Origin of the sequence: Labrys wisconsinensis (assembly GCF_030814995.1) — a bacterium.
Classification (GTDB): Bacteria; Pseudomonadota; Alphaproteobacteria; order Rhizobiales; family Labraceae; genus Labrys; species Labrys wisconsinensis.
This window is the reverse complement of sequence record NZ_JAUSVX010000014.1, coordinates 115,344-141,913: the sequence shown is the minus strand read 5'-3', so window position 1 is coordinate 141,913 and position 26,570 is coordinate 115,344. Positions and strand designations below refer to the sequence as shown.

Genomic DNA, 26,570 nt, shown 5'->3' with positions numbered 1-26,570 from the left:
GCGGACGCCATGACCAGCCAGCCCGCCGCCCGCGACATCGTCCTGGTGGTCGACGACTCGCCCGAGACGCTGAGCCTGCTCACCGATGCGCTCGAGCAGGCCGGCGTCATGGTGCTGGTCGCGACCTCGGGCGCCCAGGCGCTGGCGATCGTCGAGCGCATCACGCCCGACATGGTGCTGATGGACGCGCTGATGCCCGACATGGACGGGTTCGAGACGACACGACGCCTCAAGGCGCGCGGCGCCGTGGCGCATGTGCCGGTCATCTTCATGACCGGGCTCACCGAGACCCAGCACATCGTCCAGGGCCTGGAGGCCGGCGGCGTCGACTACCTCACCAAGCCGATCAACATCGACGAGCTGCTGGCCCGCATCCGCGTGCACCTCACCAATGCCAGGGCGGCGCAGAGCGCGCGGGTGGCGCTCGACGCGGCCGGCCGGTTCCTGGTGGCGGTGGACGGGTCCGGCGCCATCCTCTGGTCGACGCCGCAGGCCGTGCGCCTGCTGGAGGGCGCCCGCAGCCTGCCGCCGGCCGTGATCGGGCGGCTGCGTGGCGAGCGTGCCGATGCCGGCTTCAGCCTGACGGTCGCGCCGGGCGGGGCGACGCTGCACCTCTCCTTCCTCGGCCGGATCGGCGAGGACGAGTTCCTGTTCCGCCTCACCGCCGAGGGCGCCGGCAACCAGGAGGTGACGCTGCGGCAGAAATTTGCGCTGACCGCCAGGGAAGCCGAGGTGCTGCTGTGGATCGCCCGCGGCAAGTCCAACCGCGACATCGGCGACATTCTCGACATGAGCCCGCGCACGGTGAACAAGCACCTGGAGCAGATCTACGTGAAGCTGGGGGTGGAGAACCGCGCCTCGGCCGCCGTGCTGGCGATCCGGGCGCTGGACGAGCGGTAGGTCCGTCCCGGCGTCAAGCACGGCATTGCGGCGCCGCGTCATGTCACCGGCCGCAGGCGTGATCGCTGCGTTGAGCGTGAAGGCATCGACCGGCCGGAACTCGATCGGCGCGAGCATCTCGATCACGGGCGCAAGCTCGATCTATGCAACACCCAATTCAACCCTTGACCCTGAAACGCCCACATGAGGTCTCATGAGCTGAGCTCGAGCTTGACCAGATCGACCGAATCGTCCGTCTGCCGCCGCGTGTTTGCCAGGAACTCCACCCCGTCCGCGCTGATCGCGACACAATTCCGACCGCTCCGCTTGGCGACATAGAGCGCCTTGTCCGCTGCGTTCAGCAATGCATCAAAATCGAGGACGCCATCCTGGCGAGTGGCTACGCCGGCGGAAGCGGTGGTCTGGAACGAACCAGCGCCCCCGGTGAACTGACGCTTGGCAAGGCGCACACAAATATTCTCTGCGGCAATAGCGGCCGACGCCGCCGAGGTGCCGGGCATCAGCAGCGCGAACTCCTCGCCGCCGAGCCGCGCGGCAAGGATGGGAGAATGCGCGGAGAGAATGAGGATCTCCCCGAATATCCGCAGAACCTCGTCGCCAACGACATGGCCGTGAACGTCGTTGATCTGCTTGAAGTGATCAATATCGAGAATGACGAGTGCGGCCGGCCCCTTGATCTCCGCGGCAACCCGATCGAGCAGCGCGCGCCGGTTGAGCAATCCGGTCAGCGGATCCGTTTCCGCATCGCGCTTATGGCCACGCGCTAGTCGCGCCTGATTAAGCCCCAGCGACAGCGCTCCGATGCCGGAGAGGGTTGCCAGACAAATGTCGATATTGAGATCTTCAGCCCAGTTCGATGGCGCCTGCGCAATGACCCATTGGCCATCAAGCAACACAATGACAGCACAGGGAACGAAAGATAGCCCTGTCAAAATGTAGAGCACGGTCAGCAAGGTAATGGCCAGCCTGGCTTCCGCGCGCCCGAGCCAATAGTCCCAAGCCGTCACGAGCAAAATTATCGTTGCGCCCACGTTGAGGAGGAAGATCGCGCCGCCGTTGTAGCCGGCCAGCATAAGCCCGGACACGACCAGTGAAGGCACTGATGCCATGACGGCCATGCTGCGCCAGGGTAGCACGCGGGTACGAAACTCGCGGCCAGCACCGAAGACGAAGGCAAGCCCCACTAGCAGGACCGTGTATCCGGTCGCGCCGAGAACCGCGGACATGGTGGTCACGTAGGCGTCATAGATCAGCACGCCGCCAGCCATCAGGGCGACCCCGATGGTCCATGTCATCAGGAAGGTATCGTTCTTGGAGACGAGCCAGCTGACAAGGAAGGCCGCTGCCAATCCGCATCCGGAAAGAGCAAAGGCGAGAAGCAAGGAATGATAATCCAGCGGCACGGAAGTCCCCTGCGCAGACGGCGACGACACGACGCGTTATGGCCGGAGCGCCATTGCAGAAAGCCTAATTCGACCGGCCATATTGGCTGGGTCGGCGATAATAAGATGAGGGGAGAGCGTACCCGATAAACTCCGACCTGGATCAAAGCTCTGCCGCCACGATATGGCATCGGCTGTTCCTGGATCTGCGAAGTTGTCGAATCTCCCCAGTCTTGCGTGGACTGCACCCTTTGGGTGAGACACAAGAATCAGGCTCAGTTCAGGGTGAGCGAGATGGAAGGCGACGTTATCGCGAGGGACTATCAGGACTTTCGTGTGCGCGGCGAGCACACGAAAGCTTTGACCGCCTGCCCCTCAGGCCGCCTCGTCCTGCAGAGAGCCGCCGCAGGCGCTGCGCACATTGGCGATGAACTGGCGGGCGCTCGCCTCCCAGCTGTATTTCAGCGCCTCGGCCCGGGCCGCCTCGCGGGGAATGTCGAGGCAGGCGAGCGCCGCCCGGCGCAGGTCCTCGTCGAGCACGCCGGCACTGGTGCCGCCGATCACGTCGAGCGGGCCGGTCACCGGGAAGGCCGCCACCGGCAGGCCGCTGGCGAGCGCCTCCAGGAGCACGATGCCGAAGGTGTCCGTCAGGCTGGGGAAGACGAAGACATCGGCCGAGGCATAGGCCCGCGCCAGCGCCTCGCCGTGCAGCATACCGGCGAAATGCACCTGGGGAAAGCGGGCGCGCATCGCCGCCAAGGCCGGCCCGGCGCCGACCACCACCTTCGATCCCGGCAGGTCCAGCGCCAGGAACGCCTCGATGTTCTTCTCCACCGCCACCCGGCCGACGCTGAGGAAGATCGGGCGCGGCAGGTCGAACATCGTCTCCGCCCGCGGCCGGAACAGCTCGTGGTCGACCCCGCGCGACCAGCGCAGCAGGCGGCGGAAGCCCCGGGCGGCGAGCTCGCGCTCCATGGCCGGCGTCGAGACCATGGTGCCGGAGCCGGCATTGTGGAACCGGCGCAGGCAGCGATAGATGAAGTCCTGCGGGATCGGCGCCCGCGCCGCGATATATTCGGGGAACTTGGTGTGATAGCTGGTGGTGAACGGCCGGCCGCGCTTGAGGCAGGCCCGGCGGGTGAGGAAGCCGATCGGCCCCTCCGTCGCGATGTGGATGAAGTCCGGCGCGGCTTCGCGGATGCGGCGCTCGATCGAGGACGGCGTCGCCAGCGCCAGCTGGATCTCGGGATAGGAGGGCAGCGGCACGGTGGCATAGCCCGCCGGCGACAGGATGTCGAAGGTGACGCCGAGGGCTGCCGCGGCAGACGCCGTCTGCTCCAGGGAGCGCACGACGCCGTTGACCTGCGGCCGCCAGGCGTCGGTCGCGATCAGGATCTTCACGCGGCGGCCCGCGCCTCGGCCGGCGTCGGCGCGGCGTCCGGCGAAGCGGTCTGCCGCCGGCGGTCGCGATCGATCCAGCGGATCACCTCGAAGCGGCCGTCGGCATGCTCGATCACCCCGGTGCAGCTCTCCACCCAGTCGCCGGTGTTGATATAGGCGATGCCGTCGAGGTCGCGCTGCGCCGCATGGTGGATGTGGCCGCAGATCACCCCGTCGCATTGCAGGCGCTTGGCCTCGTCGGCCAGCGTCTCCTCGAAGCGGCCGATGAAATTGACCGCGTTCTTCACCTTGAGCTTGGCCCAGGCCGACAGCGACCAGTAGCTCAGCCCGAGACGGCGGCGGAAGATGTTCAACCAGGTGTTGACGCCAAGGGCGAAGACATAGGCCCAGTCGCCCAGGAACGCGAGCCATTTGGCGTGGCGGACCACGACGTCGAAGGCGTCGCCATGCATGACGAGATAGCGCTTGCCGTCGGCCGCGACGTGCACGGTCTGCTCGACCACCTCGATGCCGCCGAAATGGTGGCCGGGAAAGTCGCGCAGGAACTCGTCGTGGTTGCCGGGGATGTAGACGATGCGGCTGCCCTTGCGCGCCTTGCGCAGGAGCTTCTGCACCACGTCGTTGTGCGACTGGGGCCAGTACCAGCCGCTCTTGAGCTGCCAGGCATCGACGATGTCGCCGACGAGGTAGATGGTCTCGGCATCGTAGGCGCGCAGGAAGTCGAGCAGAAGCTCCGACTGGCAACCCTTGGTTCCGAGGTGAATGTCGGAAAGGAACAGCGCCCGATAGCGCCTGCCTTCGCTTTCCTCGCCCATGATGGCGCTCCCGAAATTCGCCGATCAGTCGTCCTGGCGCCACAAACACGATTCAGGTCTCGGATTTGTGACAGTCCGTCGCAGAGGGGGGCGGCCTGCCGGAATTCCCCTGCCCTCCTCTTGCACGAGCGGGCAGCCCACACCACGTCATGCCCCGGCTGGGGAGCTATAGAGGAGAGGACGATGACCTCCTGCGCGACGAGGGGCCACTGGAGCCCGCTGCACATCCTGGCGGTGGTCGGTGGCTTTGTGATCTGGTGGCCTCTGGGTCTGGCGGCGCTGGCGTTCTGCATCTGGGGCGGCCGCGTCTCCCGTGACCAGGTCCGTGAAGGGTTCGACCGCGTCAAGACGGAGTTCGGGGGCTTTGCCCGCGAGCAGCGCCAGACCTGGTCGGCGACCGGCAATGCCGCCTTCGACGACTATCGCACCGAAACACTGCGCCGCCTGGACGAGGAGCGCCGCAAGCTCGAGGAAGAAGGCCGCGCCTTCGCCGAGTTCTTGCGCAACCTGCGCCGCGCCCGCGACAAGGAAGAGTTCGATCGCTTCATGGCCGAGCGCAACGCGTTCCGCCAGGGCGGACCGGCGACGAACGCCTGATCCCGCGCTTCGCGCGCGGCAATTCCGCATCACATCAGGACGCCCGCGCTCTTCGCGCGGGCGTTTTGCCGTCCGGGTGGTCTCATGCCGTCTGCCCCGGTCTACGACCGGTGCCGAGCGGGCAACGCTCAAACGCCGCGCGGGCTCGTACCAAAGAGCCGATGAGTCAAGCTCATCGGCTCTTTGATATCAGTACTTGGCGACCACCGGCTGCTGCGGCAGGGCCGCGACGGCCGCGCCGCCGAACTTGTAGCGGATGCCGACCGAGACCACGTCGACCGATCCCGTGGTCTCGCCGAGGAAGGTCAGCCCGGCGAGCTCGCCGCTGTCGCCGTTGGGCGTCCCCGGCCCCACCTTGATCGAGCCGTCCTTGACGAAGGCATGGCTGTAGCCGACGTCGAAGGTGAAATGGTCGTTGAAGGCGTAGGAGGCGCCCGCCGAGACCCAGATCCGGTCACCGTCGGGGATCGACACCTCGCGCTGCTCGTTCTTGATCGGCGAGATCTCGTAGGACGCGCCACCGCGCAGCGTCAGCTGATCGTTCCAGTGATATTCGGCGCCCAGCGCCAGATTCCAGCCGTCCTTGTAGCGGAAGGTCAGCGTCGTCGGGTTGAGGCCGTTCAGAGGCCCGCTGTTCCGGATGTAGAACGGCACGTCCTGGACCAGGCTCCAGTCCTTCCACTCCACCGAGCCGAGCAGCGTCCATTCCGGCGACAGCTTCTGGCTGAAGCTCACCGTCGCCTGATCCGGCAGGGTGATGTCGCCCACCACCGGGTGCGTGCCCGCCAGGGGCCCGAAGATGGCGGGGATGTCGGGCAGGCTCAGGTCGCCCTTGAGCGACAGGTCGACCCGCGAGCGATAGCCGAGCGCGATCTCGCCGCCCTCCCAGGGCTTGATGGTCGCGCCGAGCGTGTAGCCCCAGCCGCTGTCCTTGAGGCCGCTCAGAATCCCCGGCTCGATGGCGGCGTCGCCCGGGATGACGTCACGCGTGAACCGGGCATCGGCATAGAGCCAGCGCGGGCCCGCCGCGACGCTCAGCCAATCGTTGACCTTGTAGCCGATCACCGCGGCGACATCCACGGAGAGGGCCTTGGCGGTGATCGACAGGTTTTGGCCGGCCCAGGGCAGGTTGGCGGGCTTGGTGGCGAGACCGAAGGGCGAGTTGACGGAGAGGCCGACCGCCCATTGCGGATTGATGCGATAGGCCAGATAGGATCCCGGGACGAGCGCGCCCTGGCCGACGTCGCCCGAATCGGCCCCGAGCCCCAGAAGCGGTGCGGAGGTTCCCGGCTGCGCCCGGATCCTCGCCTGCGGCACCGCCAGCGTGTAGTTCGAGCTGGTCTCGAAATCGTCGACGTCGTTGACCGCCGCCGGGTTCCAGAACATGCCGGAGAGGCCGAAATCCGAGGTGCCGGCGCCGGCGAAGGCATCGCCCGCGCCCACCGCCGACTGCAGCCTGTTGCCGAAGCCGCCGGCATGAGCGCCGACCGGGAGGGCCGCGATCGCAGCCGTCAGGACGAATGGACCGATCCGTCGCGCCTTCGCCATTGCTCCCCCTACGCCGACACCCCCGCCGGGGCCTGGCGATGATTGTGATTCCCCCGCACACAGACTGCCCGAAGCCGCGGCATCCGCAACCGCGCCCGCCGGGCGCCCGGTGAGCCGCGCCGGTCCGGCACGGACCGGTCCGCAACCGGTAAGTGGTCGCGCCGGCAGGCTTTTCGGGCAGCTGCAGCATCAGCCGGCAAAGTTCAACAGCGCGTTACCCCTAGCCATTTGCGGCGACACCGTGGCAGATCTGCAACGATTCTGTGTGGCCAATCGGCCGGAATTGCTGCTGGTATCGCCGCCGCAGCCGCGACGATTCGAACCCGGTGCGGACTGGATCGGGTATCCGAGTTGTCCTACAAGTCGGCTGCGAAACGCTCAAAGGAACTCGACATGAAGCTCGTGCGCTATGGCAACCCCGGCCAGGAGAAACCCGGCCTGATCGATGGAGAGGGTGGGATCCGCGACCTGTCCGGCCACGTCGCCGACTTCACGGGCGAGGCGCTGTCGCCGGCTTCGCTGGCCCGGCTCGCCGGCCTCTCCCCGGCGTCGCTGCCGCTGGTCTCCGGCGAGCCGCGCTACGGCTCCTGCGTGCCCAGGCCCGGCAACTTCATCGCGGTCGGCCTGAACTATGCCGACCACGCGGCCGAGAGCAACCTGCCGGTGCCGAAGGAGCCGGTGCTGTTCAACAAGGCGCCGTCCTGCGTCGTCGGCCCGAACGACGACGTGGTCATCCCCCGCGGCTCGGAGAAGACGGACTGGGAAGTCGAGCTCGCCATCGTCATCGGCAGCCGCGCCTCCTATATCGAGGAGAAGGACGCGCTCGCCCATGTCGCCGGATTCTGCATCTGCAACGACGTCTCCGAGCGCGCCTATCAAACCGAGCGCTCGGGCCAGTGGATGAAGGGCAAGGGCTGTCCGACTTTCGGTCCCCTCGGCCCCTGGCTGGTGACGCCGGACGAGGTGGGCGACGTGCAGGCCCTCTCCATGTGGCTCGACGTCAACGGCAAGCGCATGCAGACCGGCTCGACCCGGACCATGGTGTTCGGCGTCGCCACCATCGTCTCCTATATCTCGCAGTTCATGCTGCTCCAGCCCGGCGACGTCATCACGACGGGCACGCCGCCCGGCGTCGGCATGGGGATGAAGCCGCCGCTCTACGTCAAGCCCGGCGACGTGATGACGCTCGGCATCGAGAAGCTCGGCAGCCAGCGCCAGACCGCGGTCGCCTGGAGCGCCTGATCGGCCAAGCCGGACGGGCGCGGCAAGCCTCGCCGCGCCCCGCTATTCCATCACCGCCGCCTTCATGATGCAGACCATGGTGGCGTGCACCGGCTCGGGTCCCACGACGCGGATGGCGTGCGGGCGATCGCAGCGATAGCGCAGCGTCTCGCCGGCCGCCGCCTGCTCGACCAGGCCGCCGACATCGACCTCCACCGTGCCGGAGAGGACCGACAGGCTCTCGATCGAGCCGCGCTGGTGCGGGTCGCTCTCCAGCACGCCGCCGGGTTCGGCGTAGAAGTCGTACCATTGCAGCCATTCGACGGTCTTGATCCAGCCGATGATCGCCAGGCGGCACTTGCCGTCATCGGACATCACCACCGGCGTGTCGATGCGCGTCGCCTTCTCCAGGAACGGCTCGTCCTCGCCGCTGGCGAGGACGCGGTCGATCGAGATGTCGAGCGCCTGGGACAGCCGCCAGATCGTGGCCAGCGTCGGATTGGTCTCGTTGCGCTCGATCTGGCTGATGATCGACTTGGCGACGCCGGACTGCTCGGCGAGCTCCGACAGGGACAGGTTGTAGGCCTTGCGCAGCCGCTGGATCGTCTTGCCGAGCTGCCCCGACACAACGAGCGCGCCCGCGTCCAGGTCCGCTCTCCGATCAGCCCCGCTCATCTCACCGCTTTCGTTTGATTTGACGAATTTTGCGTTTGTAAGAGCGAACGGGGTCGCCGGCAAGGGATCGCGGCGATTTCGTGGCGCTGCGGCCTCACCAGCGCAGGAGGCGGGGGCCGAGCGCCGCGCCGATCAACCCGACGGCGACGACGCCGGCGGTGTACCAGATGGCGAGGAAGGCGGTCGCCGTCTCGGTGCAATGGAAGGCGTAGATCCAGGCACCCAGCCCGCCGGCGGCCAGGCCCGCCGCCGCTCCGGCCAGGGCGAGCCGTGTCGGCGCCAGGCCGCGCAGGGCCCAGCCCGCCCCGACCAGGATCGGCAGCGACAGCACCAGGATGATCCAGGGGCAGGCGCTGGCCGAGGAGCCCATCATCAAAGGCATGCGCTCGGCCGCGGACGCCTGCCCGAGCTCGGTGGCGCCTCCCAGCGCCGCCAGCGCCACGGCGAGCGCCACGGCGCCGAGGGCGGGCGAGCCGCGGCCGGCCGGGCGGGCGAGCCGCTCCACGGCCCGCAGGCCGGCGGCGGCAATGGCCGCCGTATAGAGGAACTTGATCCAGTAGGCGCCGGTGGTCACCGCGGCGCCGATATCGGGCCGCACGCCGAGCCAGGCGAGCATGATCGCCGCGGACACCAGGGCGCCGGCGCCGATGCCGAGGCCGAGCCGCCGCGCGACCGCGCCGGGCCGCACCGGCGCGAGGTCGCCGGCCAGGCGTTCGATGAGGTCGTCCGTGGTCGTCACCGGTTCCGCCCTCCGAACCGTGCCGCCAGGGCCTTGAGACCGCGATGGATGCCGACCTTGACCGCGCTCTCCGACAGGCCGCTGCGGGCCGAGACCTCGGCGATCGAGCGGCCTTCGAGCTTCACCTGGCGGATCAGCGTGCGCGTCTGCGGCGGCACCGCCGCCAGCAGGCGCTCGATGTCGCGACGGTCCATCGCCGCCTGGGTCTCGTCGCCGGCGAAGAGGCCGTCGGCGGCGAACAGCGCCTCCGCGTCCTCGACCGGCAGGCTCGTCCGGCCGCGGCCGCGGCGGACATGGTCGATCAGCTTGTAGCGGGCGATGGCATGGACCCAGGCGGTGAAGGGCCGCTCCGGCTCGTAGGTGGCGCGATGGGAATGCACGGCCATCAGCGTCTCCTGCACCAGGTCCTCGGCGTCGGCCGCCCGGTCCGGCCCGAGGCGCCGCAGGAAGTAGCGGCGCAGATGGGCCCCGAGCTCGCGCAGCAGGGTGCGATAGGATGCGGCATCGCCAGCCAGTCCCTCGCGGATCAGCGCGCCCAGCCGCGCCTCGGTGGCCTCGAATCCGTCAGACATAGGCCCATTCGTCGCGGCAGGCGGAAAGGTTACGCCGCGCGGGCCAGTCATAGCCGCCGGGCCGCACCAACGCCATCACGAAGTGGTGAAGGCGTAACCGGCCGCCGGAGCCGCCCGAATTGACCGTCAGATCAGCGGGGAGGCATGCCATGACCGTGACGAGGAGACCGGCGCGCCGGATGCGTAAGGCCCGGGCCGGGACCGCGTGGCGGCCCGCGGCGGCGGGCTTCATGCTGGCGATGCTGGCGGGCACGGCCGCCGCGGCCGACCCGCGCCGGCCGACGGTGGTCGAGCTCTTCACCAGCCAGGGCTGCTCGTCCTGCCCGCCGGCCAACGCCAACCTGGCGCGGCTGAGCCGCCGGCCCGACGTGCTGGCCCTGAGCTTCGGGGTGACCTATTGGGACCGGCTCGGCTGGAAGGACGTGTTCGCCAGGCCGGAATACACCGCCCGGCAGCAAGCCTACGAGCCGCCGCTCGGCCATGACGGGCCGTTCACGCCGCAGATCGTGGTCGACGGCCGCGCCGATGTGGTCGGCAACGAGCTCGGCCCGCTGGAGGCCGCGATCGGCGCCAGCCGCCGCGGCGACGGGCCGCAAGTCGCTCTCGACGCCGGCACCGTCCGCATCGGTGCGGGCCGCGCGCCGGCCGGCGGCGCCGACATCTGGCTGGTGCGCTACGACCCTCATGTCGTCGAGGTGGCCGTGCGCGCCGGCGAGAACAGCGGGCGCACCCTGCCGCACAAGAACGTCGTCCACGCCCTGACCCGTCTCGGCACCTGGCGTGGCGAGGCGCTGTCGCTGCCGCTCCGGGCCGCCGGCGACCTCAGCACGGCCGTGCTGGTGCAGGCGCCGAACGGCGGCCAGATCCTGGGGGCGGTCACGGACTGAGCCTCACCCGACGACACAGCATTCTTCGGGGATGCCGGCGACGCCGGCCTTCCCGCGGGAGACCGCGTGCCCGCCGCATGGCGCCGGCACGCATCGCAGACGCCGGCCCGCAGGGCCGCATTCAAGGAGAAGCCGCAATGACCAGAGCCACCCGTTGCCTTGCCGCCGCCATCCTCGCCCTCGCGGCTGGCTCGGCCGGCCTGTCCGGCGCCGCCCGCGCCGAGGACGCCATGAAGCCCGCCACGCCGATGATGGCGGCCGAGCCCATGAAGGCCGATCCGATGAAGGCCGACTGCATGAAGAAGGCGATGATGGAGACCGACAAGGCGAAGATGAAGAAGATGGAAAGGGCCTGCGGCAAGATGGGCGCGATGCATTCGGACGCGATGAAGCCCGCCAAGAAGATGTGAGGGTTGCGTCGGGGGACGAAGCTCCCGGCCGGCAACCTCGATCGCGCCGGCAGCGCCGTTCTCCCCGGCAACGACCGGGCGTGGAGATCACCTTGATTGACCCGTCAGCGAAGAGGTCGAGGTCGCCGCTCAGCCGCGCGACCTTCGCCGTCCCGAGATTCTCTTGGAACGGCGGCGCGCGAGCAGGCCGCTCATGATCGGGGGCGGCACGGTCGAAATGAGCGCGAGACAGATGGAACCTTCACGGCTTCGCCGGCACGAAGAAAAAGTCGGTGGGCGGGAGCGAGCCATACACGAAAGGCTCCTGCTCTCTGTCCGTTGCCTCCAGAACATCCTGTCGCACAAACCGAAGCACCTTGTTGATCTCCACGCCGGGTTCGTCGATGCGTTTGGCGAAGGACACGGCAAAGGGGCTGTCCGTTCCCGTACCGTCCTTGGCAACAGTCCCCTCTTTCGCCGCATAGACGACGAGCGTGGCGCCATCCGGCTCGACGCGCGACAGGCCACGATCGATCGAGCGGTTGAGCGCCGTGATCTTGGGATGGAAGGGATTGTTGCGACAGGCATCGAGCACCACCAGCTTGAGCTGCTTGGCGCCGTTGATGGTGGACATCATCCGGTCGAGAGAGACGGTCTCGTCCTCCACGCTCCGATCAGAAGCAAGGATGGCGTCAACCGGGATCAGGTAATTATGGCCGTCCATCTCGATACCGTGGCCGGCATAGTAGACGATGGCCCAATCCGCGCCGTCGGCCTTGTCGGCGAAGGCGTTCAAGGCCGCGACCATGCCGCTTCGATCAAGGTCGTGCGCCACGGTGACATCGACGCCCGCCTGCCGCAACGCACCACCGACGAGATCGGCGTCACGAGCGGGATTGGGAAGCTCCGTCACGGCCCGATAGGAGGAATTGCCGATGACCAGGGCAACGCGGCGGCCAACGGCCGCCGATGGGGTGATGACAACCTGCGGTTCGATGGCTGGGCGAGCCGACGCCGGGGCAAGCGCGGCAGGACTCACGGCAGCGACCTGCGTCGTCCTTGCCTTCTGGACTTCGGACAGACCATCTACGGCAGGCGTATAACCAGGATTTATCTCCAACGCTTTCTTGAAAGCAAGGGTTGCCTGATCGTAGTCTCCTTTATGAAGATAGGCCTCGCCACGATCGCGATAGGCCTCCAAAAATCTCGGGCTGAGCTCCAATGCCTTGTCATTGTCCGCAATTGCTTTGTCATAATCACCCTTGAGCAGGTAAGCCTGACCACGCTCATTCCAATTGGCCGCATAGTCCGGATTTATTTCTAGAGACTTTGTCAGATCCGCGATCGCCCTCTCGTAATCATGGGTGGCAATGTATATACTTCCGCGCGCGAGATAATTTCCGAAGTCAGCCGAATCGAGCTCTATCGCTTTTCCACAGTCTGCCAATGCCCTGTCATAATCGGCCTTTTCTCGATAGACGTTGCAACGATTGACATAAATCTCCAACGATCCAGGGCGGATCTGTAACGACCTCCCGAAATCTGCCAATGCCTTGTCGAAGTCACCATTGTTGTCATAGAGAAGGCCACGAGTGTTCAATGCCTCGGCGATTGCTTGCTTATCCTCACTGGCCGCAATGATCTTTGAGCAAGCTGCCATTCTTATGTCGGTTGCAACACCATCGACATGACAGGAATCCAGATCCGCTGGAAATGCGCGGTCCCCACCGAGCGCCAATCCGAGAATTGCCCCGACGAGAATTGAGCCACGCCAGCACATGGGAGCCTCTCAATCGATCACGAGCGAGCAACAGAGTAGCAGAGGCCGCAAGAGTTTGAAGTGCCGTTGGAAACGCTGCCGGATCATCGATTGAAGCAGCCGCCGACGTCGTGGACGGCGCCGTCATCTTTCGCGTCACTCCGAGTTCGATGACCCGGCTGAAGGCCTCTTCGCCAAACGCCGCGGGCGACGCCCCCGAGCGCGGCGTCTTTCACTCCCTTGTCGACCTCCGGACCGCTATCGCGTCGTCGCCGAGGCCGCCGCCCCTGGCGCCCCTCGTGCGGCCTGCCGATCCTGGGCGGGTTTCGCCGCCGATCAGGCGATCCGCCGCAAGGACACCCCCCACGTCGTCAGACCGTTTCCGCCGCCTCGACGCGCGCGAGGCCGAGCGCGCGCTCGCGCAGGATGACGAACAGGCCGGCCGCCATGACGATGCCGGCGCCCAGGAGCACGAGCGGCTCGGGGACCTCGCCGAAGGCGGCGTAGCCGAGCGCCAGGGCGAAGAGCATGGAGGCATATTCGAAGGGCGCGATCAGCGACGCATCGCCGAGACGATAGCTCCGGGTCAGGCAGATCTGGGCGATGCCGCCGAGCACACCGATGGCGGTGAGGATGGCGAACTCGCGCGGCGTCGGCAGGACCCAGCCCAGCGGCAGGGTCATCAGGCCGATCGCCGCCGAGACCAGCGTGAAATAGAGCACGATCGATCCCGTCGCCTCGGTCTCGGTGAGGCGGCGCACCTGGATCATGGCGAAGGCGGCGACGATCGCCGCGCCGAGGGTCAGCATGGCGCCGAGCGTCTGCTGGGCGCCGTCGGGCGCATCCTCGCCGAGATGGGGGATCAGCGTCAGGACCACGCCGAGGAAGCCGAGCACCACGGCGCTCCAGCGATAGGCGCGCACCCTTTCCTTCAAAAGGACGACCGCCAGCACCACGGTGAAGATCGGCGCGGCGTAGTAGATGGCGGTGGCGTCGGCGAGCGGCAGCCGGGCGATGCCCGCGAAGCTCAGATACATGGCGATGACGCCGACGCCGCCGCGCAGGACATGACCGATGGGACGCTCGGTCCTCAGCGCCCCGCGCAGCTCGCCCTGCCAGGCGAGGAACACGAGCAGCGGCACCAGGGCGAAGACCGAGCGGAAGGCCACCACCTCGCCGGTGGGATAGGCGGGACCAATGAGCTTGATCAGCGCAGCCATGGTCGAGAACAGCAGGACGGACACGACCTTGAAGGCGATGCCGGCGAGCGGCGCGTGATGCCCCGGCCGGAGGACCTGCGCCGTGGCGCCGCCCTCCCCCTCCGGCGAGGATGCGGCTGCGGGACGCCCCGCCGGCGTGCGGCCGGCCTCGGTCCCATGACGCGGTTGATCCAGCACGGTGCCCCCAGCGGCAGGGCCGGCTCGTGACGGTCGGCCTCGCCTTCCCCCTACTCACAGCCGCCGGGCGCGCCCGCGTCGGCCGCTCCTGCCCCTACTCCGCCGCCTGCTTCACGGCGGCGTCCTGGATGGCGCGCCACACCACTTCCGGGGTCGCCGGCATGTCGATGCGGGTGATGCCGCAGCCGCGGCGCAGCGCGTCGATCAGCGCATTCATCACCGCCGGCGCCGCGCCGATGGTGCCGGCCTCGCCCGCGCCCTTGATGCCGACGGGATTGCCCTTGCACGGCACGTTGCGGGTCTCGAAGTGGAAGGAGGGCACGTCGTCGGCCCGCGGCAGGGCATAGTCGGTGAGGGTCGCGGTCAGGAGCTGGCCGTCCTCGCCATAGACGGTGCGCTCCAGCAGCGCCTGGCCGATGCCCTGCACCACGCCGCCCTGCACCTGCCCTTCCAGCAGCAGGGGGTTCACCACCACGCCGAAATCGTCGACGATGGTGTAGCGCAGGATCGCCGTGACGCCGGTCTCCGGGTCGACCTCGACCTCGCAAATATGCGTGCCGTTGGGATAGGTCGCCTCGCTCGGCTGGTAGTTGTGCTCGGACGTGCGCAGCTCCGGCGTCGCCTTGGGCAGCGCCGCCAGGGCGGCAAGATCGATCGCCTTGTCGGTGCCGACGACACGCACGCGCCCGTCGAGGATCTCGAGGTCGGCGATGCCGGCCTCCAGCTCCTCCGAGGCGAGCAGCTTCAGCCGCTCCGCCAGGGTCTCCGACGCCCTGGCGACCGAGGCGCCGCCGACCGGGATCGAGCGCGAGCCGCCGGTGCCGCCGCCGGTCTTGATGCGGTCGCTGTCGCCCTGGACGACGTTGATACGCTCCAGCGGCAGGTCGAGGTGCTGGGCGACGAACTGGGCATAGGCGGTGAGATGGCCCTGCCCGTTGGTCTGGGTGCCGATCAGCACCGTGACCGTGCCGTCCTTCTCCAGGATCACGGTGGCGGTCTCGCTCTCGCCGTCGGCGCAGGCCTCGATATAGGTCGACATGCCGATGCCACGGAACTTGCCGGCCTTCTTCGAGGCCTTCCAGCGGTCCTTGAACGCCGCCCATTCCGCGACGTCCATGGCGCGGCGCATATGGCCCTCGAACTCGCCGCTGTCATAGGTGCGGCCGGTCGGCGCCTTGAACGGCATCTGCTCCGGCCTGACGAAGTTGCGGGCACGCACCGCGTCGACCGTGAGGCCGGTCTCGAAGGCGATGGCGTCCATCAGCCGCTCGATCAGATAGGCGGCCTCGGGGCGGCCGGCGCCGCGATAGGCGTCCACCGGCAGGGTGTTGGTGAAGACGCCGCGCACGCGCACGTCCATGGCGCCGATGGCATAGGAGCCGGTGGCCATCAGCGCGCCGAGCCAGGGGATGAACGGCCCGAACTGCGAGAGATAGGCGCCGAGGTCGCCGATGATGTCGATGCGCACCGCCAGGATCTTGGCGCGGCGGTCGAGCGCCGCCTCGATGCGGGTGATGTTGTCGCGGCCCTGGGTGTCGCCGAGGAAATGCTCGGTGCGGTCGGCGAACCACTTCACCGGCCGGCCGAGGCGGCGCGCCGCTTCCAGGCACAGCGGGTATTCCCGGTACATGAACGCCTTGGTGCCGAAGCCACCGCCGACATCGCCGGTCTTCACGTGGAAGGCCTCGGCCGGCATCTTGAAGATGTTCTCGGCCAGGTTGTCGCGGATGCCGTGCACGCCTTGCGTGCCGACGGTGAGGGTGAAGCGCTGCCCGTCCCATTCGGCGATGCAGCCGCGCGTCTCCATGTAGTTGGCGACGAGACGGTTGTTGACGACGTCGAGGCTGACGACGCGGGCCGCCTTCTCGAAGGCCTTCCCGACCTTCTTGACGTTGCCGATGCGCGAATCGAACGCCAGGTTCGAGCCGTTCTCGGGCCAGACCAGCGGCGCGCCGTCCTCGAGCGCCTTGACCGAGCCGATGGCGGGCTCCTGCGCCTCGTAGTCGATGAGGATCGCCTCGGCCGCGTCGCGCGCCTGCGCCAGCGTCTCGGCGACCACGAAGGCCACGGCATCGCCGACATGGCGCACGGTGTCGATGGCGAGGACGGGGTAGCGCTGCGGCTTCTGCGGCTTGCCGTCGGCGTTCTTCATCAGGGCCAGGCAGGGCAGGTCGCCGAGCGTCTTCAGGTCCTTGGCGGTGAGCACCAGGTGCACGCCGGGCATGGCCCGGGCCGCGGCCGCATCGGTGATGGCGAAACGGGCATGGGCATGGGGCGAGCGCAGGACATAGCCGCGCAGCACGCCGTCGCGGGTCTCGTCATCGACATAGCGGCCGGTGCCGGTGATGAAAGCCTTGTCCTCCTTGCGGCGCATCGGCTGACCGACGCCAAATTTGGTAGGCGGCATGGCTCTCTCCGGCATGGATGATTGCAGCGGCCATGGATTACCACAGGGCGCGCGCCGCGCGCCAGACGCAATCGGTTGCGGAGGCGGGCGTGAGCAGGTTCTCCTGAACCTGCCTGGACTTGGCAAGCTAAGCGGCACAAGCCACTTCATCGCGACGGGACAAAAAAACCCGGGGACACGACAGGTCGTCCCCGGGGAGAGTGCGCGGCGCCGGGGCGGTTGGCCGGCAACCGCGATTGCGGTGGTCTCAATCCTCGGCCAGCGCCTTGGACTGGAACAGCAGGCCGGCGATGACGGCACCGATGATCGGCGCCAGGATGAAGAGCCAGATCTGGGCGAGAGCCTCGCCGCGCACATAGATCGCCGGCGCCAGGCTGCGCGCCGGATTGACCGAGGTGCCGGTCACCGGGATCAGCACGATGTGGATGATGACCAGGGTGAGACCGATCGCCAGGCCGGCGACCGGCGTGGCGCTCTTCTTCTGGGTCGCGCCGAGGATCACGGTGACGAACAGGAAGGTGCCGACCACTTCGGCGACGAAGGCGCCGAGGACGCCGAAGCCCTTGGCCGCGTCGTACATGTTCTGGCCGAGGCCCGCCGCCGGAATATCGTAGCCGCCCGCCTTGGAGGTGAGGATCAGGGCGAGGAAGCCGCAGCCGACGAAGGCGCCGATCACCTGGCCGATGATGTAGCCTGGCAGCTCCGAGGCCGGCATGCGGCCGGCGACGACCATGCCGACCGACACGGCGGGATTGATGTGGCAGCCGGAGATCGGGCCGATGGCATAGGCCATGGCCGTGACCGAGAGGCCGAAGGCAAACGCGATCGGCAGGCTGGCGATCGGCGCGGACGCCAGAGCCGGTCCGAAACCGCCGAGCACGACGGAGCCACAGCCGATGAAGCACAGCGCGGCCGTGCCTACCAGCTCCGCGAAATACTTTTTCATGACATCAGTCTCCCCAAAACCGGAGGCCCTCGTTTCAGGCGGGGCGCCTCGCCGGCAAAAGCGGCCGCGAATCTCGCGTGCACGCAAAGTCAACATGGCAGGAAAACGGCCGGACTTGGAGTCGCCGCCGGGATTTCGTCCAATTGTCCAGACAAGTTTGCTTGCCCTTTGCTTGAAGCCGTCGGTTTCGCGCGGTATTCGTCCCCGGGATGGAGGATGCGACGCCCCTATGACTCGCTGGACGACGAGACCGACCCGGCTCTGGATGGCGGCCCTGATGGCGGCTGTCCTGGCGCTGATGCCGGTCGCGGCGGCCTGGGCGAGCGGCGTCCTGGCCGCGGCGGCGGCGACCCAGCCGACCATGCCGCCCTGCCCCGCCATGGGCGCCGGCGAGCAGCAACCCTCGCACGGCCAGCATGCCGTCCAGCACCCCGGCCCCTCGTCTCTGGCCTGCTGCCACGTGCTCGTGCCCGGCATGGTGCCGGCCCCGACCGCCGTCACGGGCGAGCGCGAGCCGCGGCGCGTCGAACGGCTCCTGTCGGACAGGAGCGAGCCGGATCGCGGACCGCAGCCGCCGGAGCGACCGCCGCGCGGGCGGGGCTGAGCCTTCCCACCCCTCTCGATTTCCATGGAGCGCCCCGGCCGGGGGCCGACGGCGCTCGACAGCAAAGGTTCGAACATGACACCCTTCACTGCAGGAAGCCTGCGCAAATCCCTGACGGTTCTCGCTCTTCTGCTCGGACCGATGGCGGCCCCAGCCATCGCCCAGGACATGCAGACCATGCAGGGCCACGACATGGCCATGCCGGCCGGCGACGACGCCTCGACCAAGGCCTACCAGGCGGCCATGGACACGATGATGAAAGCGATGATGACGCCCTATACGGGCAAGGCGGACGTCGACTTCGTCCGGGGCATGATCCCGCACCACCAGGGCGCGATCGACATGGCCAAGGTCGAGCTGCAATACGGGAAGGACCCGCAGATCCGCAAGCTGGCCCAGGCGGTGATCAAGGCGCAGGAGCACGAGATCGCCGAGATGAAGGCCTGGCTGGCCAAGCACGGGCAATAAGGCGCGGGACGGCACACGCCGTCGCGTGCGGACCGCGCCGCCGATGCGGCGCGGTCTCGTTCCGGCGGCGGAGCGTGGCGCCTGCCGGCGCGAACGCATCCGCCGCGCGGCTCAGTGGTTCCACCAGAAGATCTCGGGGTGGAGGCGCTCGAGCTCGGCCCGCCGCTCGCGGTGCTCGCCGATGATGACGCCGAAATGGACGCAGGCCGCCCGGTCGCCGGCCCTGCACGCCTCGTGCAGGCGGAACATCTCGACTTCATAGGGGTAGCTCGCCGCCTTGGCGGGAAGGGTCCAGCAGGCGAGAGCGGCGGCGCCGGCCAGAATCGCGGTGCGAATCATCACAGACCTCAAGGTGAGGCCCCCCGCGCGTTCATCCGACATCAACCCTAACAATTTATGAAAGGGGAAGGCCGGGCCTGCGGGACGGCGATGCGCATCGGCACGCTTGCCGTTGCCCCTGGGGCGAGGCCGTGCCAAAAGCCCGCCATGCTGCATGTCAACGGCCTCACCTACCGCATCGGGCCCCGCGTCCTGTTCGACAACGCCACGGTGGCGCTGCCGCCGGACGCCCGCGTCGGCTTCCTCGGACGCAACGGCACCGGCAAGACCACGCTGTTCCGGATGATCATGAACGAGGCCTCGCCGGATCTCGGCACGGTCTCGGTGCCGCGCGGCGCGCGGATCGGCCGCGTGGCGCAGGAGGCGCCTGGCGGGCCGGAGAGCCTGATCGAGGTGGTGCTGGCCGCCGACGAGGAGCGCACCGCGCTCCTGGCCGAGGCGGAGACCGCGAGCGATCCGCACCGCATCGCCGAGATCCAGACGCGCCTCGTCGACAAGGGCGCCCATGCCGCGCCGGCCCGCGCCGCCGCGATCCTGGCGGGCCTCGGCTTCGACCATCAGGCCCAGCAGCGCGCCTGCTCCGAATTCTCCGGCGGCTGGCGCATGCGCGTCGCCCTGGCGGCACTGCTGTTCACCGAGCCGGACCTGCTGCTGCTCGACGAGCCGACCAACTATCTCGACCTCGAAGGCACGCTCTGGCTGCAGGACTACCTCGCCTCCTACCCGCACACCGTGGTGGTGATCAGCCACGACCGCGACCTGCTCAACGCCTCGGTCGACTTCATCATGCACCTCACCGAGGGCCGGCTCGAGCTCTATCGCGGCGGCTATGACGAGTTCGAGCGCCAGCGCCGCGAGAAGCAGGCCCTGTCGCTGAAGCTGCGGAAAAAGCAGGAGGATCAACGCCGGCACATCCAGGCCTTCATCGATCGATTCAAGGCCAAGGCGTCCAAGGCGGTGCAGGCGCAGTCGCGCATGAAGATGCTGGCGCGGATGGAGCCGGTCTCGGCCATCGTCGACAACGAGGTCGTGCCCTTCAATTTCCCCGCCGCGGCCAAGCCGCTGTCGCCGCCGATCATCACCATGGAGGGCGCCAGCGCCGGCTATGGCGAGCGCACCGTCCTGTCCAAGCTCGACCTGTCGATCGACAACGAGGACCGCATCGGCCTGCTCGGCGCCAACGGCAACGGCAAGTCGACCTTCGCCAAGCTGATCGCCGGCCGGCTGGAGGCGATGAGCGGACGCACGCGGCGCTCGACCAATCTCAAGGTCGCCTATTTCGCCCAGCACCAGCTCGACGAGCTCAACCCGAAGGCCACCGCCCGGACCCATGTGGCGGAGCTGATGAAGGGGGCGACCGAAGCCCAGATCCGTGCCCGCGCGGCGCAGATGGGATTTTCCGGCGACAAGGCGGATACGCCGGTGGAGAACATCTCCGGCGGCGAGAAAGCGCGCCTCCTGATGGGCCTGGCGACCTTCGGCGGGCCGCATCTGCTCATCCTCGACGAGCCGACCAACCATCTCGACATCGACAGCCGCGAGGCGCTGGTCCAGGCGCTGAACGATTTTCCCGGCGCGGTGATCCTGATCAGCCACGACCGCTATCTCCTCGACGCCTGCGTCGATCGGCTCTGGCTGGTGGCGGACGGCTCGGTGAAGCCGTTCGAGGGCGACATGGAGGATTATCGCCGGCTGGTGCTGTCGTCGCCGGCCTCCGACAAGGACAAGGGCGGCGACAAGGCCGGGCGCAGCGCCGACAAGCGCAAGACCGCCGCCGAGCGCCGCGCCGCCACGGCGCCGAGCCGCGACCGGATCCGGCAGATCGAAGCGGCGATGGAGAAGCTGCAGGCGATCATCGCCGATCTCGACGAGAAGCTGTCGAAGCCGGGCCTGTTCGAGCGCGCGCCGGACAAGGCGGCCGAGATGGCCAAGGCCCGCGCCACCGCGGGCGAGCGCCTCGCCCTGGCCGAGGAGGCCTGGCTCGAGGCCAGCGCGGCGCTGGAAGCCGCCGAGACCTGAATCAGGCCGCTTCCACCCGATGGATGAGGTGCATGATGCCCTCGCTCATGGCGGCATAGTCGCGCGTGTTCCGCAGCTCGCCGGCGAGGCGGTAGTCGTTCATCACCAGGATGCGGTCAGCCAGCGTGATCATCTCGGGCATGTCGCTGGTGATGAGCAGGATCGCCGTGCCGCGGTCGGAGAGGTCGCGCAGCAATTCGTGCAGATAGGCCTTGGTCTTGATGTCGATGCCGACCGTCGGCTCGTCGACGATCAGGATGCGCACGCCGGCGGCCAGCCATTTGGCGACGCTGATCTTCTGCTGGTTGCCGCCGGAGAGGTTGCCGACGAGCTGGTCGAGCGAGGGGGTGCGCACCTCCAGCTTGCGGATGAAGGGCTCGGTCACGGCGCGGATGGCCTGGTCGGTGAGCAGGCCGAAGCGGCGGGTGACGCGGCGCCAGACCGCGATGCCGGCATTGTCGAGCACCGAATGGGTGAGGATCAGCCCCTCCTGCTTGCGGTCCTCGCTGACATAGCCGATGCGATGGCGGTGGATGGCGTCGGCGACGCTGGCGACCGACACCGCCTTGCCGTCGATCCGCACCGTGCCTGCGGTGACGGGAAAGAGGCCCATGATCGCCTTGGCGAGCTCGGTGCGGCCGGCGCCGACCAGGCCGTAGAGGCCGACGATCTCGCCCTTGCGGACGGTGAGGTCGATGTCGCGGTGGCCGAGCGCCGTGGCGACGCCCGTCAATTGCAGCACCGGCGGGACGGCGGCATGGTCGCGGGCGGCCCAGTCCGGGATCTGCTCGCTGCGCCCGATCATCAGCCGGACCAGGTCCTGGCGGCCGAGGCCGGCCATCGGCCGGCTCTCGCAGGCATTGCGGCCGTCGCGCAGCACGGTGACGGCGTCGCAGATCTCCTGCACCTCCTCCAGCTTGTGGCTGACGAACAGCATGCCGACCCCGTCGTCGCGCAGCTTCTTCAGGAGGGCGAACAGCGCCACCGTCTCGTGCGGCGAGAGCGATGCGGTCGGCTCGTCGAGGAGCAGCACCCGCGAGCGCAGCGACAGCGCCTTGGCGATCTCGACCAGCTGCATCTTGGCGACGCTGAGCTGCGACACCGGCGTCGCCGGATCGACGTCGAGGCCGAGCATGTCGAGCCAGCGCCGGGCCTCGGCATGGATGCTGGCATAGTCGATCGGCCGCAGCGGCCGGCCGACCGACTGTTCCAGCATGATGTTCTCGCCGACGGAGAAGCGCGGGATCAGGTTGCGCTCCTGGTGCACGACGCCGATGCCCGAGGCCATGGCATGGCGCGGATCGGTGAGGGATGCCGGCGCGCCATCGAGCAGGAGCTCGCCCTCGTCGGGCCGGTAGACGCCGGTGATCAGCTTGATCAGCGTCGACTTGCCTGCCCCGTTCTCGCCGAGCAGGGCATGGATCGAGCCCTTCGCCAGCTTCAGCGACACGCCCTCCAGCGCCTTGACGCCCGGGAAGAGCTTGCCGACGCCGCGCGCCTCGAGCAGGAGCTCGCCCATCTCAGATCCTCCGGAGCGCGCCGGCGACGCGGACCTCGCGCCAGCGGTTGATGCCGACCGCCCACAGGATCAGGGCGCCGAGCACCACCTGGACGAGGAAGGGGTCGATGTGGAACAGCACCAGCGCCTGGGTCATGATGGCGACGATGGCGACGCCCAGCACCGTCGCGGTGGCGCTGACATGGCCGCCGGCCAGCACCGCGCCGCCGATGACCGGCGCGGCGAAGGACAGGATCAGCCAGTCGTCGCCGATGGTCGGCTGGCCGATCTGCAGCCGGGCGACCAGCGCCACGCCGGCCAGGGCGGCCAGCGCGCCGGAAAGCGCGTGCGCGGCGATCACGGTCCTGGACACCGAGATGCCGGAGAGCTCGGCGGCATGGGCATTGCCGCCGACGGCCAGGATGTGGCGCCCGAGCGGCAGGCGGTTCAGGAGGTACCAGGTGAGGCCGAAGACGATCGCCGAGGGGATCAGCAGCCAGGGCAGCGGCCCGAGGAAGGTGGTGTTGCCGAAGGCCTTCACCGCATCCGGGACGCCGTAGAAAGGCTGCGCCCGGGTGATGGCGAGGTTGAGGCCCTTGAAGATCGACAGGCTGGCCAGGGTGATGACGAAGGCGGAGATGCCGGTCCAGGCGATGAAGCAGCCGTTGAGCAGGCCGGCGGCGAGCCCGACGCCGAGCGCCCCCACCGCCGCGAGCGGCGCCGGCAGGCCCCAGACCTCCATCATGCCGGCGAAGGCGATGGCGGCGAGGCCGCCGATGGCGCCGACCGAGAGGTTCATCTGGCCGACGGCGATGATGATCATCTGCGAGAAGGCGATGAGGCCGTTCACGGCGATGGCGAGCAGCAGCACCTGGATGTTGAGCGGCGACAGGAAGCTCGGGCTGAAGGCGGTGATGACGAGGACGGCGAGCACCGTCACCGCCAGCGGGCCGAACCAGTCGGTGCGCAGCATGCTTGGCATCACACCATTCTCCGATGGGCCAGGAAGGAGCGGCGGGCCTTGTCGATCAGCACGGCGATCAGAAGCAGCACGCCGAGGCAGGTCTGCACCCAGAACTCGCCGACCCTGAGCAGCAGGAGCCCGTTGGTCAGCATGGTGACCAGCACGGCGCCGAGGAAGGTGCCGAGCACCGAGACGCGGCCGCCGGTGAGGAGCGTGCCGCCGAGCACCGGTCCGAGGAAGGCTGGCAGCAGCCAGTCCTGGCCGAGCTGGCCGGCCATGGAGGGGATGGCGGCGCCGTTGCGGGCCACCACCAGCAGCGCCGTCAGCGCGGCCAGGGCGCCGGAGAGCATGTGGCAGATGACGAAGATCCGGTCGACCCGCACGCCGGACAGGGCGGCCGCCTGGGGCCTGGCCCCGGCGGCCAGCATCTCGCGCCCGAGCGCGGTGTAGCGGTACATGACGATCAGGCCGAGGCCGACCACGACCGCCACCACCAGGAGCGGCGAGACCGAGCCGAACAGGCGCATGCGGCCGAAATCGGAGAAGAGCGGCGGCAGGGCGCGGAAGGACTGGGCGCGCGTCAGGAAGATCATCACGCCGAAGAAGATGCTCATGGTGGCGAGCGTGATGATGAAGCTGTGCAGGCCGGAGCGGACGATGACCACGCCGTTGACGGCGCCGAGCGCCGCGCCGAGGGCGAGCGCCCCGACGATGGCGACGGGCCAGGGCAGGCCGAGCGCCTCGATCAGCCAGCCGCAGGCCATGGCGGCGCAGACGCCGATGGCCCCCACCGCCAGGTTCAGCCCGCCAGTGACGATCACCGCCATCATGGCGAAGCCGATCATCACGTTGACGGCGGCGACGCGCCCGAGGGTGAACAGGTTGAAGGAAGAGAGGAAGCCGGCGGTGAGCAGCCCGAAGGCCGCGGCGAACAGGGCGATGAGGACGATGAGCCCGAACTCGTTGGTGAGATAGAAGCGCGGCGCGCCGCTGGAAAGCAGGCCGGCGGGGGCCGCGGCGGGAACCGTCACGGAAGTCTCATCGGCGGGCATGGTTCGATCCGCGCTGGGCGTGAAGGCGGCCCCGGAGCCGGCGTCGGCTCCGGGGTATTGACGGACGATGCATCACTTGCAGGTGAGATAGGTCTTCTCGAAGGTCGCCATCAGCTCCTTGGTGATGCCCTGCATGGCGCCGACATAGGTGTCGACCTGCGACGCGTCGACGAACACCGTGCCGGAATCGATGAACTTGGCCGTCAGGGCGTTCGTCTTGAACGGCGCATCGGCCTTGACCGTGCAGCCGCTGCGCAGCCTGTCGGCGGCGAAGGAGCCGATATAGCCCTGGCCATAGGGGTTCTGCAGCATGGTGCCGGTGACGAAGCCGTCCTTGATCGCCTTCAGCACCACCTCGTCATGGTCGATGCCGACCATCTTGATGCGCTTGTCGCCGATCTTGCGCAGGGCGTTGGCGGAGACCACGGCCGGCACCCAGGCCGTCGTGACGATGCCGTCGACCTCGCCGGCATGGGCGGCGAGATAGGCGTTGATCTTCTCCTCCGCCGGCTCGGGCGCGTCGATGTCGGCGATGACCTGCACGACCTGCGCTCCCTCCTCCTTGGCCGCCTTCTCCACCGCGTCGATGCGCAGCTGCGTGTTGGGGTCGACCAGGAAGCCGGTGAAATGGGCGATGCGCTTCTTGCCGCCCATCGCCTTCAGGAGCTCCTTGGTGCCGATATAGGCGGAGTTGCCGACATCGGTGCCGAGGCAGAAGGCCGCCTTGGAGGGGTCCTTGAGGCAGCCGGCGGTGGCGATGACGGGCGCGCCGGTATCGGCGAGCTCGCCGGCGGTCGAGACCGAGCCGACGGGGTCGCCGGGGAAGATCAGGAAGGCGTTGTAGCCCTGGGTGACCAGGCTCTCGAGCAGCTCGTTCTGCTGGCTGAGCTCCCATTTCTGCGGCACCTTGTAGTCGGCGGCACCGAGCTTGAAGTCCCGGGCCGCGTCCTGGCCGGCCTTTTCCCAGGCGGCGAAATAGGGATGCGGGCCGCCCGGAACGAGCGCGACCTTGGTGTCCTCCGCCGCCGCGGCGGCCCCGGTCATGAGCATGGCGGCCGCCACGGCAGCCATGAATTCGCGACAGCGCGTCATGTCTCTCTCCTCCCGTTCTCGTCCGCCAGCGCGCCCCGAGGCGGCTGCTCATTCTGGCTTGCGCGGAACGAAGGGACCCTAGTATACAAGGATACCGAGCGCAACCGGCACCATCGAAGAGCGGGACGATCCGTCGAGATCGGCAGCCGAAACAAGGGACCCTCCGTGCCGCTCTCCGCCGCCTCCGCGCCGATCGACCGGGATGCCGACACGCTCGACATCGCCTTCCGGCTCGACCGCAAGCGCCCGGTCGCCGACCAGGTGTTCGAGGCGCTGAAGCACGCCATCGTCACGGTCCGGCTGCGCCCGGGCACCTCGATCAGCGAGAACCGCATGTGCCGCCATTTCGGCGTGTCGCGCACGCCGGTGCGCTCGGCCATCATCCGCCTCGCCGACGAGGGCCTGATCGACGTCTATCCCCAGCAGGGCAGCTTCGTGGCGCCGATCCGCCTCGGCGCGGTGCGCGACAGCCATTTCGTGCGCAAGGCGCTCGAACTCGCGGTGCTGACCGATGCGGCGCGACTGTGGACGCCGGAGAAGAGCGCGGAGGCGCGCGCCATCGTCGAGAGCCAGCGGACCGTCCTCGCCGCCGGCGATGTCGACCTGTTCCTCGACGAGGACGAGCGGCTGCACCAGGCCTTCTCGACCTTCGCCGAGCGCCAGGGCGTGTGGGCCACCATCCTGGCCGAGAAGGCCCGGCTCGGGCGCTTCGTCCGCCTGTTCGGCAAGCCCGAGCGCCTGTCCGCCGTGATCGCGGAGCACCTCGCCGTGCTCGACGCGCTCGATGCCGGCGATGCGGCCCTGGCCCGCGACCGGCTTGAGGATCACATCGACAAGATCTTCAAGATGTTCGACGAAGTGCCGGAGCAATATCGGCCTTACGTCGTGGAGTGAGCCTC

Annotated in this window: 26 protein-coding genes; 9 read left to right on the top strand and 17 right to left on the bottom strand. The window is 68.5% G+C overall.

The features are described 5' to 3' along the window. The first annotated feature begins 9 nt into the window (after positions 1–9). Complete coding sequence (locus QO011_RS30085; RefSeq protein WP_307280680.1) at positions 10–900, top strand: response regulator transcription factor; 891 nt, start codon at positions 10–12, stop codon at positions 898–900. Positions 901–1,091: 191 nt separating this feature from the next. On the opposite strand, the gene QO011_RS30080 is transcribed toward QO011_RS30085, so the two are convergent. From QO011_RS30080 to QO011_RS30070, 3 genes are all read right to left on the bottom strand, one after another. Beyond that, positions 1,092–2,303: a GGDEF domain-containing protein gene (locus QO011_RS30080; RefSeq protein ID WP_307280677.1), complete on the bottom strand. Its 1,212-nt coding sequence runs from the start codon at positions 2,301–2,303 to the stop codon at positions 1,092–1,094. A 354-nt stretch (positions 2,304–2,657) separates the two neighbouring features. After that, on the bottom strand, positions 2,658–3,683 hold the full coding sequence (locus tag QO011_RS30075; protein WP_307280675.1) for a glycosyltransferase family 4 protein: 1,026 nt from the start codon (positions 3,681–3,683) through the stop codon (positions 2,658–2,660). Then, entirely contained in the window at positions 3,680–4,498 is an 819-nt protein-coding gene (locus tag QO011_RS30070) for a UDP-2,3-diacylglucosamine diphosphatase (protein ID WP_307280672.1), read from the bottom strand. Before QO011_RS30070 ends, QO011_RS30075 begins: the two co-directional genes overlap by 4 nt. Before the next feature lie 183 nt (positions 4,499–4,681). On the opposite strand from QO011_RS30070, the gene QO011_RS30065 reads away from it, so the two are divergent. Continuing rightward, positions 4,682–5,095 (top strand): DUF2852 domain-containing protein, encoded by a 414-nt coding sequence (locus QO011_RS30065; RefSeq protein ID WP_307280670.1) that lies wholly within the window; start codon positions 4,682–4,684, stop codon positions 5,093–5,095. A 189-nt stretch (positions 5,096–5,284) separates the two neighbouring features. Here the strand turns inward: QO011_RS30065 and QO011_RS30060 are convergent, their stop codons facing one another. Further along, a complete protein-coding gene (locus QO011_RS30060; RefSeq protein ID WP_307280668.1) occupies positions 5,285–6,643 on the bottom strand; it encodes an OmpP1/FadL family transporter in 1,359 nt (452 codons plus the stop codon). A gap of 393 nt (positions 6,644–7,036) precedes the next feature. Here QO011_RS30060 and QO011_RS30055 point away from each other — a divergent pair, with 393 nt between their 5' ends. Beyond that, positions 7,037–7,885: a fumarylacetoacetate hydrolase family protein gene (locus QO011_RS30055; RefSeq protein ID WP_307280666.1), complete on the top strand. Its 849-nt coding sequence runs from the start codon at positions 7,037–7,039 to the stop codon at positions 7,883–7,885. A gap of 42 nt (positions 7,886–7,927) precedes the next feature. Here QO011_RS30055 and QO011_RS30050 read toward each other — a convergent pair whose 3' ends face one another. The 4 genes from QO011_RS30050 to QO011_RS30035 form a co-directional block, all read right to left on the bottom strand. Beyond that, on the bottom strand, positions 7,928–8,539 hold the full coding sequence (locus tag QO011_RS30050; RefSeq protein ID WP_307280665.1) for a helix-turn-helix domain-containing protein: 612 nt from the start codon (positions 8,537–8,539) through the stop codon (positions 7,928–7,930). A gap of 94 nt (positions 8,540–8,633) precedes the next feature. Further along, complete coding sequence (locus QO011_RS30045; RefSeq protein ID WP_307280663.1) at positions 8,634–9,278, bottom strand: NrsF family protein; 645 nt, start codon at positions 9,276–9,278, stop codon at positions 8,634–8,636. Beyond that, positions 9,275–9,850 carry a sigma-70 family RNA polymerase sigma factor gene (locus QO011_RS30040; RefSeq protein WP_307280661.1) on the bottom strand — a complete coding sequence of 192 codons (576 nt, stop codon included), beginning with the start codon at positions 9,848–9,850 and terminating at the stop codon, positions 9,275–9,277. Before QO011_RS30040 ends, QO011_RS30045 begins: the two co-directional genes overlap by 4 nt. Further along, entirely contained in the window at positions 9,843–10,082 is a 240-nt protein-coding gene (locus tag QO011_RS30035; RefSeq protein ID WP_307280657.1) for a hypothetical protein, read from the bottom strand. The genes QO011_RS30040 and QO011_RS30035 overlap by 8 nt, the downstream gene beginning before the upstream one ends. Between QO011_RS30035 and QO011_RS30030 the strand changes: the two genes are divergently transcribed. Both QO011_RS30030 and QO011_RS30025 read left to right on the top strand, forming a co-directional pair. Beyond that, entirely contained in the window at positions 10,081–10,737 is a 657-nt protein-coding gene (locus QO011_RS30030) for a DUF1223 domain-containing protein (protein WP_307280654.1), read from the top strand. The two genes, QO011_RS30035 and QO011_RS30030, sit on opposite strands and share 2 nt — an antisense overlap. Before the next feature lie 77 nt (positions 10,738–10,814). After that, a complete protein-coding gene (locus QO011_RS30025) occupies positions 10,815–11,147 on the top strand; it encodes a hypothetical protein (RefSeq protein WP_307280652.1) in 333 nt (110 codons plus the stop codon). A 241-nt stretch (positions 11,148–11,388) separates the two neighbouring features. On the opposite strand, the gene QO011_RS30020 is transcribed toward QO011_RS30025, so the two are convergent. The 4 genes from QO011_RS30020 to QO011_RS30005 form a co-directional block, all read right to left on the bottom strand. Then, entirely contained in the window at positions 11,389–12,906 is a 1,518-nt protein-coding gene (locus QO011_RS30020; protein WP_307280651.1) for a caspase family protein, read from the bottom strand. A 350-nt stretch (positions 12,907–13,256) separates the two neighbouring features. Then, the gene (locus QO011_RS30015) at positions 13,257–14,282 is read right to left on the bottom strand and encodes a DMT family transporter (protein WP_307280649.1); all 1,026 of its coding nucleotides are present in this window, start codon (positions 14,280–14,282) and stop codon (positions 13,257–13,259) included. 94 nt (positions 14,283–14,376) lie between these two features. Next, a complete protein-coding gene (locus QO011_RS30010) occupies positions 14,377–16,689 on the bottom strand; it encodes a xanthine dehydrogenase family protein molybdopterin-binding subunit (protein WP_307280647.1) in 2,313 nt (770 codons plus the stop codon). A gap of 247 nt (positions 16,690–16,936) precedes the next feature. After that, positions 16,937–17,635 (bottom strand): aquaporin, encoded by a 699-nt coding sequence (locus QO011_RS30005; protein WP_307280644.1) that lies wholly within the window; start codon positions 17,633–17,635, stop codon positions 16,937–16,939. Between the two features lie 229 nt (positions 17,636–17,864). On the opposite strand from QO011_RS30005, the gene QO011_RS30000 reads away from it, so the two are divergent. Together QO011_RS30000 and copM are read left to right on the top strand one after the other, a co-directional pair. Further along, complete coding sequence (locus QO011_RS30000) at positions 17,865–18,239, top strand: hypothetical protein (protein WP_307280642.1); 375 nt, start codon at positions 17,865–17,867, stop codon at positions 18,237–18,239. Positions 18,240–18,314: 75 nt separating this feature from the next. After that, positions 18,315–18,707, top strand: a complete 393-nt coding sequence (copM, locus tag QO011_RS29995; protein ID WP_370882032.1) for a CopM family metallochaperone — start codon at positions 18,315–18,317, stop codon at positions 18,705–18,707. A 111-nt stretch (positions 18,708–18,818) separates the two neighbouring features. Here the strand turns inward: copM and QO011_RS29990 are convergent, their stop codons facing one another. Further along, positions 18,819–19,046 (bottom strand): hypothetical protein, encoded by a 228-nt coding sequence (locus tag QO011_RS29990; protein ID WP_307280638.1) that lies wholly within the window; start codon positions 19,044–19,046, stop codon positions 18,819–18,821. Between the two features lie 147 nt (positions 19,047–19,193). On the opposite strand from QO011_RS29990, the gene QO011_RS29985 reads away from it, so the two are divergent. Next, the gene (locus tag QO011_RS29985; RefSeq protein ID WP_307280635.1) at positions 19,194–21,065 is read left to right on the top strand and encodes an ABC-F family ATP-binding cassette domain-containing protein; all 1,872 of its coding nucleotides are present in this window, start codon (positions 19,194–19,196) and stop codon (positions 21,063–21,065) included. A gap of 1 nt (position 21,066) precedes the next feature. Here the strand turns inward: QO011_RS29985 and QO011_RS29980 are convergent, their stop codons facing one another. The 4 genes from QO011_RS29980 to QO011_RS29965 all read right to left on the bottom strand — a co-directional run bounded on the left by QO011_RS29980 (position 21,067) and on the right by QO011_RS29965 (position 25,671). Beyond that, positions 21,067–22,584: a sugar ABC transporter ATP-binding protein gene (locus QO011_RS29980; RefSeq protein WP_307280633.1), complete on the bottom strand. Its 1,518-nt coding sequence runs from the start codon at positions 22,582–22,584 to the stop codon at positions 21,067–21,069. Between the two features lies 1 nt (position 22,585). Next, entirely contained in the window at positions 22,586–23,545 is a 960-nt protein-coding gene (locus tag QO011_RS29975; protein ID WP_307280630.1) for an ABC transporter permease, read from the bottom strand. Beyond that, entirely contained in the window at positions 23,545–24,558 is a 1,014-nt protein-coding gene (locus QO011_RS29970; RefSeq protein WP_307280628.1) for an ABC transporter permease, read from the bottom strand. The genes QO011_RS29975 and QO011_RS29970 overlap by 1 nt, the downstream gene beginning before the upstream one ends. Positions 24,559–24,651: 93 nt before the next feature. Next, on the bottom strand, positions 24,652–25,671 hold the full coding sequence (locus QO011_RS29965) for a sugar ABC transporter substrate-binding protein (protein WP_307280625.1): 1,020 nt from the start codon (positions 25,669–25,671) through the stop codon (positions 24,652–24,654). A 165-nt stretch (positions 25,672–25,836) separates the two neighbouring features. Here QO011_RS29965 and QO011_RS29960 point away from each other — a divergent pair, with 165 nt between their 5' ends. Beyond that, on the top strand, positions 25,837–26,565 hold the full coding sequence (locus QO011_RS29960) for a GntR family transcriptional regulator (RefSeq protein WP_307280624.1): 729 nt from the start codon (positions 25,837–25,839) through the stop codon (positions 26,563–26,565). Positions 26,566–26,570 lie beyond the last annotated feature (5 nt).

Excerpts from the sequence above, each read along its gene's own strand:
- QO011_RS30085 (WP_307280680.1), top strand. The coding sequence starts at position 10 with ATGACCAGCCAGCCCGCCGCCCGCGACATCGTCCTGGTGGTCGACGAC.
- QO011_RS30070 (WP_307280672.1), bottom strand. The coding sequence starts at position 4,498 with ATGGGCGAGGAAAGCGAAGGCAGGCGCTATCGGGCGCTGTTCCTTTCC.
- QO011_RS30065 (WP_307280670.1), top strand. The coding sequence starts at position 4,682 with ATGACCTCCTGCGCGACGAGGGGCCACTGGAGCCCGCTGCACATCCTG.
- QO011_RS30060 (WP_307280668.1), bottom strand. The coding sequence starts at position 6,643 with ATGGCGAAGGCGCGACGGATCGGTCCATTCGTCCTGACGGCTGCGATC.
- QO011_RS30055 (WP_307280666.1), top strand. The coding sequence starts at position 7,037 with ATGAAGCTCGTGCGCTATGGCAACCCCGGCCAGGAGAAACCCGGCCTG.
- QO011_RS30050 (WP_307280665.1), bottom strand. The coding sequence starts at position 8,539 with ATGAGCGGGGCTGATCGGAGAGCGGACCTGGACGCGGGCGCGCTCGTT.
- QO011_RS30040 (WP_307280661.1), bottom strand. The coding sequence starts at position 9,850 with ATGTCTGACGGATTCGAGGCCACCGAGGCGCGGCTGGGCGCGCTGATC.
- QO011_RS30030 (WP_307280654.1), top strand. The coding sequence starts at position 10,081 with ATGCTGGCGATGCTGGCGGGCACGGCCGCCGCGGCCGACCCGCGCCGG.
- QO011_RS30035 (WP_307280657.1), bottom strand. The coding sequence starts at position 10,082 with ATGAAGCCCGCCGCCGCGGGCCGCCACGCGGTCCCGGCCCGGGCCTTA.
- QO011_RS30025 (WP_307280652.1), top strand. The coding sequence starts at position 10,815 with ATGGCGCCGGCACGCATCGCAGACGCCGGCCCGCAGGGCCGCATTCAA.
- QO011_RS30020 (WP_307280651.1), bottom strand. The coding sequence starts at position 12,906 with ATGTGCTGGCGTGGCTCAATTCTCGTCGGGGCAATTCTCGGATTGGCG.
- QO011_RS30010 (WP_307280647.1), bottom strand. The coding sequence starts at position 16,689 with ATGCCGCCTACCAAATTTGGCGTCGGTCAGCCGATGCGCCGCAAGGAG.
- QO011_RS30005 (WP_307280644.1), bottom strand. The coding sequence starts at position 17,635 with ATGAAAAAGTATTTCGCGGAGCTGGTAGGCACGGCCGCGCTGTGCTTC.
- QO011_RS30000 (WP_307280642.1), top strand. The coding sequence starts at position 17,865 with ATGACTCGCTGGACGACGAGACCGACCCGGCTCTGGATGGCGGCCCTG.
- copM (WP_370882032.1), top strand. The coding sequence starts at position 18,315 with ATGACACCCTTCACTGCAGGAAGCCTGCGCAAATCCCTGACGGTTCTC.
- QO011_RS29990 (WP_307280638.1), bottom strand. The coding sequence starts at position 19,046 with ATGATTCGCACCGCGATTCTGGCCGGCGCCGCCGCTCTCGCCTGCTGG.
- QO011_RS29985 (WP_307280635.1), top strand. The coding sequence starts at position 19,194 with ATGCTGCATGTCAACGGCCTCACCTACCGCATCGGGCCCCGCGTCCTG.
- QO011_RS29980 (WP_307280633.1), bottom strand. The coding sequence starts at position 22,584 with ATGGGCGAGCTCCTGCTCGAGGCGCGCGGCGTCGGCAAGCTCTTCCCG.
- QO011_RS29975 (WP_307280630.1), bottom strand. The coding sequence starts at position 23,545 with ATGCCAAGCATGCTGCGCACCGACTGGTTCGGCCCGCTGGCGGTGACG.
- QO011_RS29965 (WP_307280625.1), bottom strand. The coding sequence starts at position 25,671 with ATGACGCGCTGTCGCGAATTCATGGCTGCCGTGGCGGCCGCCATGCTC.